The organism is Zhongshania antarctica (assembly GCF_014202945.1).
Classification (GTDB): Bacteria; Pseudomonadota; Gammaproteobacteria; order Pseudomonadales; family Spongiibacteraceae; genus Spongiibacter; species Spongiibacter antarcticus.
Map to the genome: position 1 here is coordinate 168,779 of NZ_JACHHW010000004.1, position 16,732 is coordinate 185,510.

16 protein-coding genes are annotated in these 16,732 nt (G+C 49.1%); 2 read left to right on the forward strand and 14 right to left on the reverse strand.

Features of this window, described 5'->3' with window-relative positions:
* Window positions 1-42: 42 nt before the first annotated feature.
* Window positions 43-2,625: a DNA mismatch repair protein MutS gene (gene mutS / locus HNQ57_RS07940; RefSeq protein WP_184462200.1), complete on the reverse strand. Its 2,583-nt coding sequence runs from the start codon at window positions 2,623-2,625 to the stop codon at window positions 43-45.
* 140 nt (window positions 2,626-2,765) lie between these two features.
* A complete protein-coding gene (locus HNQ57_RS07945) occupies window positions 2,766-3,485 on the reverse strand; it encodes a spermidine synthase (RefSeq protein WP_184462201.1) in 720 nt (239 codons plus the stop codon).
* A gap of 257 nt (window positions 3,486-3,742) precedes the next feature.
* Between HNQ57_RS07945 and recA the strand changes: the two genes are divergently transcribed.
* Entirely contained in the window at window positions 3,743-4,777 is a 1,035-nt protein-coding gene (gene recA, locus HNQ57_RS07950) for a recombinase RecA (protein ID WP_184462202.1), read from the forward strand.
* Window positions 4,778-4,856: 79 nt separating this feature from the next.
* Here recA and HNQ57_RS07955 read toward each other — a convergent pair whose 3' ends face one another.
* The 12 genes from HNQ57_RS07955 to HNQ57_RS08010 all read right to left on the reverse strand — a co-directional run bounded on the left by HNQ57_RS07955 (window position 4,857) and on the right by HNQ57_RS08010 (window position 16,099).
* Window positions 4,857-6,029: a PilT/PilU family type 4a pilus ATPase gene (locus HNQ57_RS07955; RefSeq protein ID WP_184462203.1), complete on the reverse strand. Its 1,173-nt coding sequence runs from the start codon at window positions 6,027-6,029 to the stop codon at window positions 4,857-4,859.
* 642 nt (window positions 6,030-6,671) lie between these two features.
* Window positions 6,672-8,390 (reverse strand): pilus assembly protein TadG-related protein, encoded by a 1,719-nt coding sequence (locus tag HNQ57_RS07960; RefSeq protein WP_184462204.1) that lies wholly within the window; start codon window positions 8,388-8,390, stop codon window positions 6,672-6,674.
* 5 nt (window positions 8,391-8,395) lie between these two features.
* Window positions 8,396-8,665, reverse strand: a complete 270-nt coding sequence (locus HNQ57_RS07965; RefSeq protein ID WP_184462205.1) for a DUF3613 domain-containing protein — start codon at window positions 8,663-8,665, stop codon at window positions 8,396-8,398.
* Window positions 8,662-9,363 carry a tetratricopeptide repeat protein gene (locus HNQ57_RS07970; protein ID WP_184462206.1) on the reverse strand — a complete coding sequence of 234 codons (702 nt, stop codon included), beginning with the start codon at window positions 9,361-9,363 and terminating at the stop codon, window positions 8,662-8,664. The genes HNQ57_RS07965 and HNQ57_RS07970 overlap by 4 nt, the downstream gene beginning before the upstream one ends.
* A 20-nt stretch (window positions 9,364-9,383) precedes the next feature.
* Window positions 9,384-10,250 (reverse strand): type II secretion system F family protein, encoded by an 867-nt coding sequence (locus HNQ57_RS07975; RefSeq protein WP_184462207.1) that lies wholly within the window; start codon window positions 10,248-10,250, stop codon window positions 9,384-9,386.
* Between the two features lie 10 nt (window positions 10,251-10,260).
* The gene (locus HNQ57_RS07980) at window positions 10,261-11,121 is read right to left on the reverse strand and encodes a type II secretion system F family protein (protein ID WP_184462208.1); all 861 of its coding nucleotides are present in this window, start codon (window positions 11,119-11,121) and stop codon (window positions 10,261-10,263) included.
* 18 nt (window positions 11,122-11,139) lie between these two features.
* Window positions 11,140-12,393 (reverse strand): TadA family conjugal transfer-associated ATPase, encoded by a 1,254-nt coding sequence (locus HNQ57_RS07985; RefSeq protein WP_184462209.1) that lies wholly within the window; start codon window positions 12,391-12,393, stop codon window positions 11,140-11,142.
* A 21-nt stretch (window positions 12,394-12,414) separates the two neighbouring features.
* Window positions 12,415-13,725: a type II and III secretion system protein family protein gene (locus HNQ57_RS07990; RefSeq protein WP_184462210.1), complete on the reverse strand. Its 1,311-nt coding sequence runs from the start codon at window positions 13,723-13,725 to the stop codon at window positions 12,415-12,417.
* Window positions 13,726-13,763: 38 nt separating this feature from the next.
* Complete coding sequence (gene cpaB / locus HNQ57_RS07995) at window positions 13,764-14,693, reverse strand: Flp pilus assembly protein CpaB (protein ID WP_184462211.1); 930 nt, start codon at window positions 14,691-14,693, stop codon at window positions 13,764-13,766.
* Window positions 14,694-14,880: 187 nt separating this feature from the next.
* Window positions 14,881-15,363, reverse strand: coding sequence for a TadE/TadG family type IV pilus assembly protein (locus HNQ57_RS08000; RefSeq protein ID WP_184462212.1), 483 nt, complete (start codon window positions 15,361-15,363; stop codon window positions 14,881-14,883).
* A gap of 56 nt (window positions 15,364-15,419) precedes the next feature.
* On the reverse strand, window positions 15,420-15,875 hold the full coding sequence (locus HNQ57_RS08005; protein ID WP_184462213.1) for a prepilin peptidase: 456 nt from the start codon (window positions 15,873-15,875) through the stop codon (window positions 15,420-15,422).
* Window positions 15,876-15,892: 17 nt separating this feature from the next.
* A complete protein-coding gene (locus HNQ57_RS08010; protein WP_184462214.1) occupies window positions 15,893-16,099 on the reverse strand; it encodes a Flp family type IVb pilin in 207 nt (68 codons plus the stop codon).
* Between the two features lie 177 nt (window positions 16,100-16,276).
* Between HNQ57_RS08010 and HNQ57_RS08015 the strand changes: the two genes are divergently transcribed.
* Window positions 16,277-16,717 (forward strand): regulatory protein RecX, encoded by a 441-nt coding sequence (locus tag HNQ57_RS08015; RefSeq protein ID WP_184462215.1) that lies wholly within the window; start codon window positions 16,277-16,279, stop codon window positions 16,715-16,717.
* Window positions 16,718-16,732: the final 15 nt, after the last annotated feature.

The following is a 16,732-nucleotide window of genomic DNA, read 5'->3' on the forward strand; positions in this document are numbered from 1 at the left end:
AACTGTGCATTATCGTTTTTACGCATTAGCCCGTTTAAAGGCTTATTTCAATAAGTCCTTTAGCCGATATAGTAATTCATGGGCTTGGCGAGGACTGAGGTCGTCGGGTTTAATGTCTTCAAGCTCAGTGACCACTGGATGATCTGCCGCCGCTTGCGCGGCAAATAAATCGGTTTGGGGTCCTGCCGTATTAAGTTGACCGTGTTTAATGGCCTGGGATTCCAATTGTTGGAGTTTGATTTTAGCCGCACTGACAACTTTTGCTGGAATTCCGGCTAATTTGGCGACCTGCAGTCCGTAGCTGCGGTTAGCCGGACCTTCTTCAACTCGGTGTAAAAATACAATATGGTCGTTGTGCTCAGTTACTCCAAGGTGCACGTTGGCGGCTTTGGGGTAGGTTTCCGGTAGCACAGTTAATTCAAAGTAGTGGGTTGCAAACAAGGTGAAGCCATGAACGCGGTCGGCGAGATCGATGGCACAGGCCCAGGCCAGTGATAAGCCGTCGAAGGTGCTGGTGCCACGGCCTATTTCATCCATTAAAATTAAGCTCTTTGCGGTGGCGTTGTGCAGAATATTGGCCGTTTCGGTCATTTCTACCATAAAGGTCGAGCGTCCACCGGCAAGGTCGTCTGAGGAGCCTATGCGAGTGAATATTTGATCCACCAAACTGAGCTTTACGGACTTGGCTGGTACAAAACTACCAATGTGGGCCAAGAGTACAATGAGCGCGGTTTGGCGCATATACGTCGATTTACCGCCCATGTTTGGGCCGGTAATAATGAGGGTGCGACGGTCGTCGGCAAGCTTGAGATCGTTGGCAATAAAGGGTTCGTCAAGCACGCTTTCAACGACTGGGTGACGACCTTGCTCGATATCCAGTAATGGCTTGTCACTGAACTCAGGTTGGCAGAGATCGAGCTGAACCGCGCGCTCGGCCAAGTTGGCGATAACATCGAGTTCACACAAACCTTGCGCGCTGGTTTGCAGCGCGGCTAGCTCTTTATTCAAGGCGTCGAGCAAGCTTTCGTAGAGGAATTTTTCTCGCGCCAAGGCCCGACTTTTACTGCTTAGGGCTTTGTCTTCAAACGTTTTTAGTTCGGGGGTGATAAACCGCTCGGCATTTTTTAGGGTTTGCCTGCGGATATATTCAACCGGGGCTTGATGCGCCTGCAGTTTGCTGATTTCAATGTAATAGCCGTGGACACGGTTGTAGCCGACCTTTAGCGTGCTTAATCCGGTTTTCTCGCGTTCGCGGCGCTCCATGGCCAACAGGTATTCACCCGCATCGGTGCTAAGGCTCCGTAACTCGTCTAACTCGGGGTCAAAGCCTTCGGCGATGACACCGCCATCGCGCAGTACCATTGGCGGATTTTCGGCCACGGCACGGCTCAGTAAGTCAGCCAGACTTGGGAATTCGCTGATCTGCTCCGCTAAGTCTTTTAAATACGGGATATCAAATGGTTTTAATTGGCTTTGTAACTCGGGCAGAGTTGCCAGTGAGCGCTGTAGGCGTGACAAGTCTCTTGGCCGGGCCGAGCGCAGCCCAACGCGGGACAGAATACGTTCTAAATCACCGATTTGTTTAAGCGTAGCGCGCAGGGTTTCAAACTGATAATTGTCAATCAGCCCAACCACGCCACTTTGGCGGGCGCTGAGAACTGCTTGATTACGCAATGGTCGGTGCAGCCAGCGGCGCAGAAGTCGCGAGCCCATGGCGGTTTGGCAGCGATCAAACACCGATGCCAGGGTGTTTTCGGTGCCGCCACTCAGGTTTAGATCCAGTTCTAAGTTGCGCCGGGTGGCGGCGTCCATGGCTACGGCGTCATCGCGAGATTCATGTTTGAGCTGGCGAATATGGGGCAGGGCGCTGCGCTGAGTGTCTTTAACATAGTGCAGCAGACAACCGGCGGCGGCGACGCCATGATGAAGCTGCTCGCAGCCGAAACCGGCCAGATCTTGCACGCCAAAATGTTGGCAGAGCCCGCGTGTGGCGGCATCAAAATCAAATTCCCAAGGAGCGAGTTTGCGCAGACCGCCAAATTTGGGCATGTCTTCGATGTGGAGGTCGTCCGCAATAAGGAGTTCCGCCGGGCGCAGGCGCTGTAATTCGCCAATAAGTGCAGCCTGGCCTTTAACCTCAAGTACTTGGAAACGGCCGCTGCTCATGTCTAAGACGGCAATACCGAATACACCTGAATCGCCACAGGCTGCGACAAGAAGTGCATCGCGGCGCTCATCGAGTAGCGCCTCGTCGCTGATGGTGCCGGGCGTCACAATGCGTGCGACGGCGCGTTCAACGGGGCCTTTGCTGGTCGCCGGATCGCCGATTTGTTCGCAAATTGCCACCGATTCACCGGCTTTGACTAATTTGGCTAAATAACCTTCAACGGCGTGGTAGGGCACGCCACACATGGGAATTGGGTTGCCGCCGGTTTTGCCGCGCGCGGTGAGGGTAATATCCAGTAGCTCCGACGCCTTTTTTGCGTCTTCAAAAAACAGCTCGTAAAAGTCGCCCATGCGGTAAAAAACCACTTCATTGGGGTGTTCCGCTTTTATCTTTAAATACTGAACCATCATCGGCGTGTGAGATACTTCGGCGCTGCTGGTATTGGCGTCTTTAGTCATTGCTAGATATTGGCCTTATTCGTTAGGCGAAAGTGTGTGTTGTACAGGCTTTAAGCTGAAAATTGCGATGAAATTACACAATAAATATAAGCAGGCAAGAATAGCAAATTGCATTAAAAACCACTAATTCTCTGCCGTTGTTAACGACCTTGATCCGTTGCTTGCCAAGGCTTTTGGGCAAGAAATATCGTGTGGCGACTGCCCTTACCGGGGCGGGCGCGCACAGTGTGGATAGTGACCTTGAAACGCGCTTTCTTTAAGCGGATAGCAAACATCGAGTCGGCGCCGGCAGACCAAATTGCCAATACACCTTCGGGCCGCAAGGTGGTAAAAAGGTCTTCGAGCCCCGCTTGAGAATACAGCCAATTGTTGTTGTTTTGAGTCAGGCCTTCTGGGCCGTTGTCGACATCCAATAAAATAGCGTCATAGGCTTTGGGGTTGTCGCGTAATAGTTCGGCCACATCGCCAATGTGAACCTTTGTTCTGGGGTCGTTCAAGGGCTGGCCAGCACAATCGCCTAATGGCCCTTGATTCCATTCAACAACGGCCGGAATAAGTTCCGCGACAGTGACCTGGCTCGTGCTGCCCACCGCGCGCAGTGCCGCTGCTAGCGTGTAGCCCATGCCGAGGCCGCCAACTAAAATCTCAGCGCCTGAGACTTCCTCGCTATTGTCGCGGGCTTTAAGCTGTTTGCACGCCAAATCGGCCAGTGCTTCTTCTGAATTAAAGAGGCGGCTGTTCATCAGTTCGCCACGGACCCCGGATAAACGAATAGAGAACTCCTCTCCGCGTCGGCTTAGTTTCAGCTCGCCGCCGTTATTGGGTATTTGTGCTGTGCCAAGGTGTTGCCAGGGAATCATGTGGCCTCTGGGAGCTAAGCTAAAGTTGGGCTGCACTTTAACACAGGCTGTTTTAGGCTTAACAGCAATGAAATGTTTGCGATAGGCAAGTGGGCCTAAGTTTATCCCCTAGAGCGGATTTGATGAGTTCTAAAGAATTTAGCTTCTGGCATTGACAATAGCGCGAATAATACTGATTATACATACAGTTGTTTGGCCAGTAGTTTAGTCAGCCATTATTCATTTTAATATCAGTATTCACAAAAGGTAGAGAACATATGGATCCCAATAAGCAAAAAGCACTGGAATCGGCACTTAGCCAGATTGAGCGCCAGTTTGGTAAGGGTTCAATCATGAAAATGGGCGATAGCTCACGGGAAGTGATGCCATCTGTCTCTACTGGCTCGCTGGGACTGGATATTGCCCTAGGCATTGGCGGCCTACCTTATGGACGAATAGTTGAAATCTACGGGCCAGAGTCCTCTGGTAAAACCACGCTGTGTTTACAGGTTATGGCCGAAGCCCAGAAAGCGGGTAAAACCGTTGCGATTGTGGACGCTGAGCACGCTCTAGACCCTCAGTACGCGGAAAAGTTGGGGGTAAATCTTGAAGATTTGCTGGTTTCCCAGCCAGATACGGGTGAGCAGGCATTGGAAATTACCGATATGCTGGTTCGCTCAGGCTCGGTTGATGTCATTGTTATCGACTCGGTAGCCGCGTTGGTGCCCAAGGCCGAAATTGAAGGTGAAATGGGCGACACCCATGTTGGTCTGCAAGCGCGCTTAATGTCACAGGCGCTACGTAAATTAACGGGTAATATTAAAAACGCTAACTGCCTCGTTATTTTTATTAACCAAATTCGTATGAAAATCGGGGTAATGTTTGGTAACCCTGAAACCACATCTGGTGGTAATTCACTAAAATTCTATGCGTCAGTACGTCTTGATATTCGCCGCACCGGCGCGGTCAAAGACGGTGAAGAAGTGATTGGTAACGAAACGCGAGTTAAAGTTGTTAAAAACAAGGTTTCGCCACCCTTTAAACAAGCGGAATTTCAGATCCTTTACGGACAGGGTATTTACCGTCTTGGCGAAGTCATCGACTTGGGCGTCAAACAGGGCTTGGTCGACAAAGCCGGTGCTTGGTATGCCTATAAAGGTGATAAAATTGGCCAGGGTAAGGCGAATGCGGCTAAATATTTGGCCGAACACCCTGAGATAGCCGCTGAAATTGAAAGCCAAGTTCGCGAAGCCTTGCTGCCTAAGCCAACAGCGAAGAAAGTGGTTGATGAGTCCGTTGTTGCTGAGAAATAGTCGGCATTAAGCAATAAATAACCATAAGATTGCAGCCGCCAAGTGGCTGCAATCTTCGTTTTAGTGCATGTCCCGCCGCTTACTCAGGCAGCCCCTCTTCATCATTATCCATTTCTAAACTTAAACTCATTGCCGATATGGACTTTTTCTCGTCGATATTGGTGTCTTCTGCCGCGTCTGCCGGAATGCCACGTTTGCTGTGCAGTTTTATCCGTAGGCGGAGGTTGTTCGCTGAATCCGCATTTTTTAAGGTTTCTGCAAATGATATTTTACCTGCCTCGTAAAGATTGAAGAGGGCGAGGTCAAAGGTTTGCATGCCCACGTTTTCAGACTTGTGCATGATTTCTTTGATGGTTTCAATTTCACCTTTATGAATCGCTTGAGCGACAGTGGGTGTGCCGAGAAGTATCTCAATGGCCGCGGCTCGTTTGCCGTCTTCAGTGGGGACTAAGCGTTGTGATACAAAGCACTTTAAGTTCATCGACAGGTCTTGCAGTAACTGATTGCGGCGCTCTTCTGGGAAAAAATTGATAATACGGTCTAAAGCTTGGTTGGCATTATTCGCGTGCAGCGTTGAAATACAGAGATGGCCGGTTTCTGCGAAGGCGAGGGCGTGCTCCATGGTTTCGCGGTCGCGAATCTCACCAATAAGAATAACGTCGGGCGCCTGGCGAAGGGTGTTTTTTAGGGCTTGGTGAAAGCTCCTAGTATCCATACCGATTTCACGTTGGTTGACGATACTGCGCTTGTGGCGATGAATAAACTCTATTGGGTCTTCAATGGTGATGATGTGACCGCTGCTATTGGTGTTGCGATGATCGATAAGTGCAGCTAGGGAGGTTGATTTACCTGAGCCGGTGGCACCTACGAATAGTACCAGACCACGCTTGGTCATTATTACGTCTTTTAGTATAGGCGGTAGACCTAGGGCATCGACATTGGGGATGTCGGTAACGATATTCCTGGCTACCATCGATATTTCATTGCGTTGCTTAAATATATTTACTCTGAAGCGACCCACGCCAGGAATGTGATAGGCGAGATTCATTTCTAACTCTTGTTCAAATTCTTCGACCTGGCCCGCGTCCATAATTGAATAGGCAATTTTTTTAATGTCGCCTGGCGAAAAGCTTTCTTTATCTAGGGGTTTTAATTTGCCATGGAATTTCGCGCAGGGGGGCGCCCCTGTGCTGAGGAATAGATCGGAGCCGTCATTTTTGGCAAGTACAGTGAGGTAGTCATTAAACGTCATGGCTGGCTCTCATAAGCAGGCAGTGTGTTGGCAGTGATGTAATAAATAAGGTGCAAGTGACGAATGTTTCGGTGTAAGCAATGCTGGCCGTGATGAACAGCGAGGTGCTATTTCATAGGGCGATACTGCTCGGTGCTTACGTAGTCATTGGAAGCAAGCCCCCTGTGCGTCGAGTCTGCGAAGCATTGTATTATGTTAGCAATCGCGAATGGAGACAATATTAGCACTCCTTTTCCAAACCAGCGCGTGTGAAGTAATCCATAAACACCCGTCAAGGGCCGAATGTCTGCCTAGCTGGACCGAAAGCAATAGAGTCAATAGTAGAAATATAGCCCCAAATAGCGGGAACGCAACACGATTGTGTGCGGCCACGGTAAAAGAATCAGTAGGTATGGGACAGCAAGTCTGGTATTTAGGGCACCGTCCTCGCCTGCACTGAGCCCTGCGCGATGAGCTTGCTATTCAAGTATTGATATTTAAATACTGTATAAACCCGATAGTGAACTTTATAAGTCTTAACGCAGAGTTGGAATAGCCTTTGGCGCGCGTATGCACTTTTAATTTTCGTGTCTGACAAGTATGTGGTGCGGAGTTGGAGGGTGTGTTGGCTCACCCTCATTTACTAGAGGGTGAGCAGAGGGCTTAATTTACCAGTCTGACTTTATCATTTTCACAGGTCAGGGCAGCGCCAACATTGGCACCAGCTAAGCTAGTTCCAACGCTGTTTAGCAACGGGTTTATGATTGGGATTAACAGAGCGGAAAGGACGCCATCTAATACCGCAGTTACCGAATTAAGAATCGGGTTCAATACAAATCCTAATGGGATTATACCTATTAATACAGGATTAAGGTCGATCTGTAAGCCGAGCACGTTGCCAAGATTTGTGCCGGTAGGAGAGTAGGCGTTTTCGCCAATTCCGTCTTTAATTTCTGGCAGGTATTCTTCGGACGGTGACTGTTCGTGGTTTATGAATGTTGTTCCACTAGCCACTGTCAATGTTGCCTTCATTTCAAGTCGGAAGATTGGAATGCCTAATACGGTAATGTTTGCGATAGGTGTACGGTTAAGTGTGTAGCCACCAGCCGCAAAATTAGCCCGTGATGCAGCGGGGGTATTACCGATTCTGCCTATTTGGATCGTCGCAGCACTGGTATTAGTATTGCTATTTATACTGCTTGGCCCACCGTCGCAATTTTGGCTTTCATTTACGATGCTGGCATTTGCGGTTGCCGCTTTAACAATGACGTCTATTTGAGCTGGTAGTGGTGAGATACTTGCCAAACCGAGACCATTGAGCAAACTAGACCTTAGCGAAATAAAAATATCAGCCTGAGAAGTTCTTGCGGTAATGTCGTCAAAGTCTGGGTTACCGATGGCCGAAAATTGTGCGGCTTCGATGATATTTATCCCCATTTCTCCATTGAGGAGACCAAACACGTTCACCGCTTGGTTAAGTGCTACAAAGCTGTTCTCATTTGCAAGTTGGAGCCCACCTTGTACTAGATTGAGTACGTTTATAGGAACGTCAAGTGCGGCTGCGGGCAGGTCGTCGCCGATCTTTAACAGATCTCCGAGCGCAATGCTGTCAAAGTCGCCTGGCACAAGGCTGCTGATGTCTTCAACGCTAGTTGCTACGGTAGTCGCGCCAGAGTTGTCTAAAACAGTCGCGGTTAAGTCTAGCAAGGTACCAACCGATAGCGCGGTTGTTAGAACGCTATCGTAGTCTCCAGCCGAGATTCCTAGGCTAATAGATAATGCATCGAGTAAGTCTAGTAGATTGACATTAGTATTCAGTAGGCCTTGCCAAGCGGCAATATTTAAATTGAGTGTTCCGCCAAGTATATCGCCTAGCACGGCATTCAGCAGGCTGCTTTGTTGACTGTTTATGGAAATAAGGTTGCTGCGTATAGCAATTTGCGCGGTTGGTTCACAAGCCTTTGCTGTCGCCGTTGCGCTGAGGCTGATCTCATTATCTTCAGAGGGAAGTAACTGAGAAAATAGTGAGGCGGGCACGGTATGAACAAGATTGACGGTAACGGCATTTCCGGTGCGACTGATTGCGATGCTGCTATTGGTGTCGTTGCCTTTAAAATCATTCCGGCTTGCCGACAATACGTACATATCTGCCATGCTCATGGCTTCTACGTCAAGGCTTTGATCACGACAGTAGATTAATGCCGTCTCCATCGCTGCTAAGTCGGCATTTTTTTGCAGGCTGCGCTTTTCTAAATAAAGTCGACCAGTATCAGCAACCACCGCGACAAAGGTAAATAAACTCAGCATCATCAGCACAGCCAAAATTGTGATGACACCGGCCTGCTTAGTAGGGTGGTGATTAAATTTTTGCTGTGCTCGCATGCTGATTACTCTGTTTTAAATGAGTCTTTGCTGAAGCGCTCAGGAATAGGGTGCGAAAAACTTTTAATATAACGCTCATACACCTCGGTGCTGACCTTGCCGCTTAGATGCTGCTCTTGCGTGCTGGCATTTTGGCCCGAGCTTTGTTGTGCTAATAAACGACTGGTTACGGTTTCAAACTTAGCGTTTGGGGTGTACACAATCTCCGGTTCAGCGAAGCTTGGAATAGCGGTGGCGATGGCGCTTAGTGCTAGGGCAAGTATTACGGGCTTCATAGTGGTGCTCCATGATAGATATTGTTGCTGCCTGCCAGAGCAGGTTGTTTAAACGCATTGGCTTGACTCAATAGGAATTTAAACTCCGATGAGTCGATGCCATTATTTTTTGCCATGCGCACCGCCGTACGGCTGTCGCCGTCTAATATGAGGCTTATGACCATATTCCTTATGGCGACAGGGTGGCCTGGCTGCAGCTGCAGGGCAGTCATAAATTCGCGCTGGGCTTCTTTGAAGTTTTTATGCGCGAGTAATATAAAACCGTAATCGTTGCGGATATCCGCATTGCTTGGCGCCAGTCGTCGGGCTTTCAGCATTTGCTGGTGGGCTTGTGGTAAATCACCGCGGGTGGCGAGGATTTTTGCCATACCGGCGTGGCCGTAGGCGGTCAGGCAGGTCAGGCTGAGATCTCGGTAGCTGGCGTAGGCCTCACTGAGCATGCCGGTGTTGCGTTGCGCCTCGGCGCGTAGCCGCAATACTCTTGGATTGGTATCTGAGGCTTTTTCTAAGTACGCCAATGCCGAGTAGTACTGTTTTTCTAGCACCTGCTGCTCAATTAACGCCAAGCTAATGCTCTCTTCCTTGCTGGTTGGCACATCACAGTTGCTCGCGCTCGTTTGTCGAGTAGCGGATGTACTTGCACAACCAGCCAGCAATGCAAGCAGTACCACGGTTGTCGACAGGGTCAGTTTTTTCATGCTTTTGCGCTCCTGCGTCATTAGCCTAGATTACTCAGCGCTTTTGAAATCGACATAAGTGCTGGGCCAGCAACAACGATCAATAGGGCGGGAAATAAGAATAGCATCATGACTAAGGACATCTTTCCCGACATCTTGTTAACTTCCTCTTGTAAATCCAATTTGCGGCGGTTCTGTAATAGTCGATATAATTCGTCGAGTGCTTTGTCGATGCTGCCACCGGTTATGGCTTGTTGGCGAACAACGATAAGGTATTCTTTGAAACCTTCCGCATTGGTGCAGCCAATAAGCTCATAGAGCGACTCCTCTTGGCTTTGTCCAGATTCAATTTTGTTTACGGCGAGCTGAAGCTCCTGAGAGCAGGTGGGCGCGAGATTGCGCAATTGATCGCAAATAATCGCCAGTGTTCTTGGTAGTGAAAGTCCCACTCGCCAAAGCATCCTTGTGGTTTGAACTAAAATCAGAGTTTCTTGATTTAATTTTTCTTGACGTTGCTGGGCTATCTTCTTTAAAAATAAATAGGCTAGATAAGTCAGTAACACAATGCCAAGTGTAATGATGAACAGTATGGTTGTTGGTGGGCTCCCATTGAAATATGTATATATACCAAGACATATAGCGGTAGCGCTAATTGCAATCAACGTGATTGAAATTGTGTTGACCTGCTGCTCAGTATTTAATAATCCTGCACGGCGAAGCAGTTGAGATAGTGAGGCGATATGCGTGTTTTCCTCACGTAATTGCCGCCACATATCCTTTGAACTAAATTCAAACTCCTTGCTTTTAGTCGATTCTGCCGTTTCTAGGTGGGCAATAGCCAGCAGTATGACCGGTGCGGTGCAGAGTATGATGGCGCCGATAATATAATAGAGGTGATGCACTTCCATGACGTATTCCTCAGCTGCCAATCGATTTAATCATGCGCCACAGAACGATGACGCCGAGTATTTGCATAGTGACAGCGACCATAAGCGTTTGTTGACCGCCTGCGTTTTGCCACATGTCGGTCAAAAATTTTGGGTTATTGTAAAAGGTATAAGCGGCGATGCCCGGTGGTAGTGCCGCTAGAATCACCGCCGTCACTCTGGTTTCCCCTGTCATTGCACGCAGTTCACGTTTACCTGAATCCTGCATTCTGAGGATGTCGACAATATCGTCCAGAATCGAGCGTATGCTGCCGCCATATTGTTCGTTTATACGCAATGCCGTTGCCAAGACGTCGAATTCATTTAACTTGTTAACTCGGGCTTCTCGCTCAAAGGCTTGGTGCAGGTCGTAACCAAAGTGAACGCGACGAACAATGCGACGCATTACAGTGCCTAGCGGCCGTTCTAAAGTTTCGACAGAGTCTGCAAAAGCGTTTTCAACAGAAACGCCGGCAGACAAACGTCGGGTGACTTGATTGATAAAGGAGGGGAGCTGAGCGAGCATTTTGGCGCGGCGTTGCGCACCGATAATTTTAACCAGTGAAAACGCAACGAGCAAAAATGTAACGGCAGAGATGACGTTTATCTTAGCCGGTAAAATCAACAGGCTTAAGGCGATTCCGGTCGCGGTAATGGCGATGCCCGCGTACACAATACTGGGGGGTAATTCGACGCCGTTACTGCCCAAATAGTTTTCTATAAATGGCGGAAGCCTGGCGCCGACTTCGGCGACGATCTCATCTTCCGGAACCGGATCAGTAGACTCGCTGCTGATCATTAGCACGACAAAGGCCAGTCCAGCCAAGAGCAGAGCTAGTGCAATCCATAACATAGCGTTTACTCCTTTGGCTTAGATGTGGGCTAGGTCTGGAGACCGTGCTGAGTTTTTCGCGCCATCAACGCGCAACACCTTTCTGGTGGCGTCGTCGTAGATGAAAATATCTTTAAGGCTTAGTTCATTATTAATAACGTGCAGCTCTGCTATTTGGAGTACACAGCGGCGGCCGTCTGCTTTACGACCAATATGAACAACTAAATCCAGGGCGCTGCCAATCATTTTGAGGATCAAGTCGCCGCTACCTTTGAAACCAGAAATGCCGACCATCATCTCTAAACGGGTGATTGCATCACGGGCGGAGTTGGCGTGAACGGTACTCATAGAACCGTTGTGGCCAGTATTCATTGCCTGCAAAACATCGAGAATCTCACCGCCGCGACTCTCACCGACAATAATGCGGTCTGGCCGCATACGCAGTGCGTTCTTAACGAGTTCGCGGGCGGTGACTTCCCCGACACCTTCATTATTTTCCGGGCGCGTTTCTAGGCGTACTACATGGCCGTTGCGCAGCTGTAATTCGGCGGCATCTTCAATAGTGACGATGCGCTCAGTGGTGGGAATAAACTGACTCAAAATATTGAGTAATGTGGTTTTACCCGAGCCAGTTGCACCGCTGATGAGAATATTGGTTCTGGTGGCAACGGCATTGGTTAAATATTCGAGTACGTCTTCGCTAATAGAGCCGCTTGCCAATAATTCCTGAGCGGTGAGTGGGTCTTTTCTAAATTTACGAATAGACAGGCATGGCCCGTCTAAGGCAAGTGGTGGCACGATCGCATTGATACGGCTACCGTCCTCAAGACGGCCGTCGACAATTGGGCTGGATTCATCTATACGACGTCCAAGTGGCGAGATCATGCGGCGTATAACGCGCAAAACATGGCGGTTGTCTAAAAAGCGCATATCAGCTTTTTCTAGCACCCCAGCACGCTCGATGTAGATATTTCGCGGCCCGTTAATGAGTATGTCGTTGATGGTGGGGTCATCTAATAGTACCTGCAGGGGCCCATAGCCGACGATTTCATTTAACATATGTTTTTCTAGGGCGATGAACGTATCTCGGTCAATGACCGCTTCATAAATTCGGCAGTACTGACGAATATACGCGGAAATGGCTTCTTCGAGTTTCTTTTGATTGTCGTCGTAGATGACCTTGTCATCTTCAATACGATCAATCACGAATTTATGCAGCTCAGATTTCAGCTTTTCGTAGTCGTCACTGTGTTCCGCTTTATTCGGTGATGTTCTGCGTTCAATTAATCTCATGGCGATATACCTGCCTGGTCATTAGTTAGCGAAGCCGACACCGGCGCTGGTAGGCCGAGTACTTGGTGTTTTAGTACCCTTTTGGGGGTCGCCGAATAGCATTGACGTGAAAGTGGGGGTGTAGTCTTGGTAAGTTTCCCCAGGTAGTTCTCTAAGTTCGGTGTTTTTTGCCATGGGTTTAACTAGGTGCGGTGTTACAACCATCACGAGTTCTTTGTCATCTTGCTCAAAGCGGGTTGAGCGGAAGAGGGCACCGAGAATGGGGATGTCGCCAAGGCCGGGGATCTTGTCGGCGTTGTTGTAGGTGTTACGGGTGACCAGGCCGCTGATAATAAAACTTTCGCCGGGAGCAAGCTGAATAGTGGTGTCAGTTCGGCGGACTCGCAGTGCGGGCACCGATACCCCACTGGTTTGTACACCGCTGCTGAAGTCTAAATCACTGACTTCAGGCGCGACTTTTAGCATAATACTATTTTCACTTAGTATGGTTGGTGTCAAGCGAAGCCGCACGCCGAATTCTTTAAATTCGATTTGCACTTGTCCGTCTTGGCCCGATACTGGGTAGGGAAATTCACCCCCCGCTAAGAAACTTGCGGTTTGCCCAGACAGGCTCACCAACGACGGTTCCGCCAAAGTGTAAGCATAGCCATTTTGCTGAAGTGCATTGACCGCCGCGCTAAAGTTTTTGCCGGCGTGACCAATGAGAATAGACGAGCTGTTTCCCGAGGTAACCAAGCCGCCCATCAATGATGCGATCTCGCTCATACCAGAAATGGTGGGCAGTAAGTTGGCGGCGCCCATCGCCAATGCTGTGTCGCCACCAGAGTAGGCTAGCGCGGTGCCTATTTGCTTCAACTGTGAACGGCTGTATTCAATGATTCGTATATCCGTTTGAACTTGGATGGCACCCTGCTGAACAGTGTTATCTACGACATTCTCACCCGCGGCGGCTAATAGCTGAGCGTGTTGGCTAAGGGAGTGAGTTTTGCCGTGAAGGACGGTTTTATCACCGGCAACATCGACGGCCACGCCGCTGGTGCTTGAGCTGGCAATATTGGGTATCACGTCAATTTTAAAAGTGGTTGGTTCGCCGCCACCTTGCCACAACAATAGCTGAGTAGAGCCAATTTGCTTTGCAGTAATTAAAAACTGCTTAGAGTTAAGCACTCGCAAGCTGGCGACATCTGGGTTGCCAATCGCGCTGCGCTTTACACTGTGCTGAGTTGTTAAAGCCTGTTGTTCCCCCAGCGTCATGCGCAAGGTCTTGTAGGGGGCTGCCTGCGCCACACTAATGAGCGTGAGAAGCAAGCCGAAAATAATTCCGTTTTTCATTATGGATACTCCTTTGCCTGAGGTTTCGCTCGCGTTCATTAGTTTCTCACCTTAATGGTTTCGACAGAGTCGCCGCTATAGACATAGACGGACTTCGGGGCTGGTGGCGGCTTTAGGCCGGTAACATCGCGAATAAAAGCGGTTTTATCGGCATCACTGATGTGTTTTTTTGCCGCAATACTGGGATCCATTGTGCTGGGCTGGGTATCGTCCGCTAGGCTCTCGTCGAGCATGTCACTTTCACCGATGGCAACTAAGCGCAATTCACCGCTTTCCTCCGCCAAGCTGAGTACGGCGATATCGTCCAAGGCAATTTCAAGCACCGCTGAGCGACTGCTTTTTCCAGACACTTTGTCTTCTTTCGACTGGGAGGGTTTTTTACCGTTGGCAACGACGACGGCTTTGTCATCACGTTCAAGATCGGTACCAAAGGCAAGTAGACGGATATTCTGTAATAAGCGCCGAGACATACTTTTGTTGTAGGTATCTTTCGAGGCTCTGGCAGTGAAGATAACGTCAACGCGGTCACCGGGTTGTAAAAAACCGCCAGCACTAGAAGTTTCATTTACCTTGATGGCGAGTGCGCGGTAGCCAGGGTTAATATGTGGCGAGAGCATGCTTTGCTTGTCAAAGTGACTTTGGCGGATGACCGCCCCCACGGGAATTTTGGATTCGAGTTTTTGGTTGAGAATATCTGCTGTCTTACTGAAACTATCTTCAATCAACAGGGGGTAGGGGATGAGTTGCACATCCTCTTCGGTGATAATTTCGCCCTTTGCCATGCTGCGATTAACAATAAGGAGCTTTTGCGCATAGGTGAAGTCACTAGGCTCGGATGCCGGACTCGCTTTAGCGAGTGCACGACTTTTTGACGTGTCTTCCTGGCTTATTTTGTAGCCGATTACCCCCATAAACACCGCACTAATAATAAGCAGTGCCGCGATAATCTTTAAAGTCCTTGCTTGCATAGTCGTGTCCCTGAAAGGTGTCGATAACGGTTTTCTATTCGTTGTTGCCGTCGTGATTTAATATTAAGTGTTGTGTCATAGTGATGCCATTGTGAGTGCTACGTATACGTCTTGTGGCGAGTACCTCGTATTGCGTTGTGAGCATGAAATACCTACTCTTAGCGGCAATTCGATTTGCCAGATGGCGTCAAAATAACAGACTGGCTTTCCCGCTCAGCAGGTTAGGCAAGTCAGGCAATTTGCCGAAACCAGGCATCGTAATTCCGTCTAGCAGTGGTGCGGAACTCACTGTTACTTCGCATATAATGCCGTCTAGGGCAGGTTGGCCGGCGGCGGGTGTTGCGGCGTCGCGGCAGTCGCTTGCCCAACTTAAGGAGTCGGGTGAGTAAATGAGTAAGCCGTCGGCGTCATTTTTTTTGAGGCGCACACTGGCGATATTGTTAATTTGGGTTTCCCATTCCTCTACGCTTGAACAGTCTTCGCAAGCGAGGGCGGCGCGCAGGACTTCTTCGCTCGCATAGGTAAAGTTTTGCACGAGCATGAACGCGAGGCCATAGACAATAATGGCGTAGCAGATAATGAAAAATACGGGGAAGATGAAAACAAATTCGATGGCGACAGCGCCTTTTTGCCGCTGCTGAATAGCGCGAGAAAAATTAGGTCTTGCCATTGCGGTGCTCCATGCTGTGCTCAATATTACAAAGGTATAACCGAGGTGGTGCTACCTTAAAAACTGCTTTGGAAATGTAAGGTTAGTGCTCCTAAAACGACTGCGGTGCCCAGCGGTAAGCCCCGCCGAAAGGGACTTTGCTGAAATGCCATATTCGGGCAATACGCTTTTGTTAATGGCATCCGCTGCGCAATATGGAGGAATGTCATTAACAACAGTAAACTGCCTATACCAATAGAAAACACCAGTAACAATTGCAGCGGCGCATATAGCGGCGTTATTGCTAGCATTAATTTAACATCGCCGCCGCCAAGCACGCCCTTGATATAACCGGGTAGCGTCAGTGCTAGTGCAATGATGATATTAATGATTACTGCCGTTAAATCGCCGCCTACCAATACAATATTTGAGTAAATACCTAGCCCTAATAGACCTAACAAATAACTATTGGGTATTCGACGATACTGCCAGTCAATATACCCAATAATAATTAACAGAGGTAATGACCACATAGGAGCTAGTGTGCAGCTTATGGGGTCGCAGTTGCTTCTAGCTTGTCACCGATGTTACCAAGCGCTTTGCCTATACCTGCATTTTCGTCGCCGGCACCGAGTAAACTAATACCAAACACGATAATCACAACGAGTAAGGCAGCCATAACGGCGTATTCAATTGCACTGGCGCCACTTTCGTCATTTTTCAGTGCAGCCAGTTTGCTAGTAATTTTGTTTAACATGGGTCATTCTCCGTGAGTAAAAGGGTGGGTCGAATAGCGCAGTTTTTTCCCTCTCGACCTTGCTACCTACTTTGGGCGTTACACAGAATGAAAGAAATAAGTAGTTGCCGAAGTTAGCTTAGGGAATTTCGACACTTTTATAGCTGATTGGCTGAATTTTGAGGTGAAACGGGTATTTTGAAGCAGATTGACACCAAAACGGTGCGTTTAAAGGCAATGGATTATCTGGCACGGCGTGAGCATTCCCGCCGCGAATTGGCGCTTAAGCTGGCGCGTAAATTTCCTGATAGCGATGAGCTTGACCGTGTTTTGGATACGCTGGCGGCAGACGGCCTGCAGTCAGACCGGCGGTTCACGGGCTCGTTTATTCGCCTGCGGGTACAGGGCGGCTATGGGCCCCAGCGGATTCGCGCCGAGCTTAGACAGCGTGGCATCAGTGATGCGCTAATTGTTGAACAATTTAGTGAGCAGGATGTCGATTGGTTCGCAGTTGCCGAGGCGGTATTCCTGAAAAAATACGCCGGTGTTAATTTGGATGATCCCCGAGAGCGGGCTAAATGCATGCGCTATTTACAGTATAAAGGTTATGACTTAGAGCATATTAACGCTTTGCTCTAAAGCGCCTTACACAGC

Coding starts and splice junctions, on each gene's coding strand:
- HNQ57_RS07945 (WP_184462201.1), bottom strand. CDS start 3,485: ATGATTCCCTGGCAACACCTTGGCACAGCACAAATACCCAATAACGGC.
- HNQ57_RS07965 (WP_184462205.1), bottom strand. CDS start 8,665: ATGAAGCCCGTAATACTTGCCCTAGCACTAAGCGCCATCGCCACCGCT.
- HNQ57_RS07980 (WP_184462208.1), bottom strand. CDS start 11,121: ATGTTATGGATTGCACTAGCTCTGCTCTTGGCTGGACTGGCCTTTGTC.
- cpaB (WP_184462211.1), bottom strand. CDS start 14,693: ATGCAAGCAAGGACTTTAAAGATTATCGCGGCACTGCTTATTATTAGT.
- HNQ57_RS07970 (WP_184462206.1), bottom strand. CDS start 9,363: ATGAAAAAACTGACCCTGTCGACAACCGTGGTACTGCTTGCATTGCTG.
- HNQ57_RS07975 (WP_184462207.1), bottom strand. CDS start 10,250: ATGGAAGTGCATCACCTCTATTATATTATCGGCGCCATCATACTCTGC.
- HNQ57_RS08010 (WP_184462214.1), bottom strand. CDS start 16,099: ATGTTAAACAAAATTACTAGCAAACTGGCTGCACTGAAAAATGACGAA.
- mutS (WP_184462200.1), bottom strand. CDS start 2,625: ATGACTAAAGACGCCAATACCAGCAGCGCCGAAGTATCTCACACGCCG.
- HNQ57_RS07985 (WP_184462209.1), bottom strand. CDS start 12,393: ATGAGATTAATTGAACGCAGAACATCACCGAATAAAGCGGAACACAGT.
- HNQ57_RS07990 (WP_184462210.1), bottom strand. CDS start 13,725: ATGAAAAACGGAATTATTTTCGGCTTGCTTCTCACGCTCATTAGTGTG.
- HNQ57_RS08005 (WP_184462213.1), bottom strand. CDS start 15,875: ATGTGGTCATTACCTCTGTTAATTATTATTGGGTATATTGACTGGCAG.
- recA (WP_184462202.1), top strand. CDS start 3,743: ATGGATCCCAATAAGCAAAAAGCACTGGAATCGGCACTTAGCCAGATT.
- HNQ57_RS07960 (WP_184462204.1), bottom strand. CDS start 8,390: ATGCGAGCACAGCAAAAATTTAATCACCACCCTACTAAGCAGGCCGGT.
- HNQ57_RS07955 (WP_184462203.1), bottom strand. CDS start 6,029: ATGACGTTTAATGACTACCTCACTGTACTTGCCAAAAATGACGGCTCC.
- HNQ57_RS08000 (WP_184462212.1), bottom strand. CDS start 15,363: ATGGCAAGACCTAATTTTTCTCGCGCTATTCAGCAGCGGCAAAAAGGC.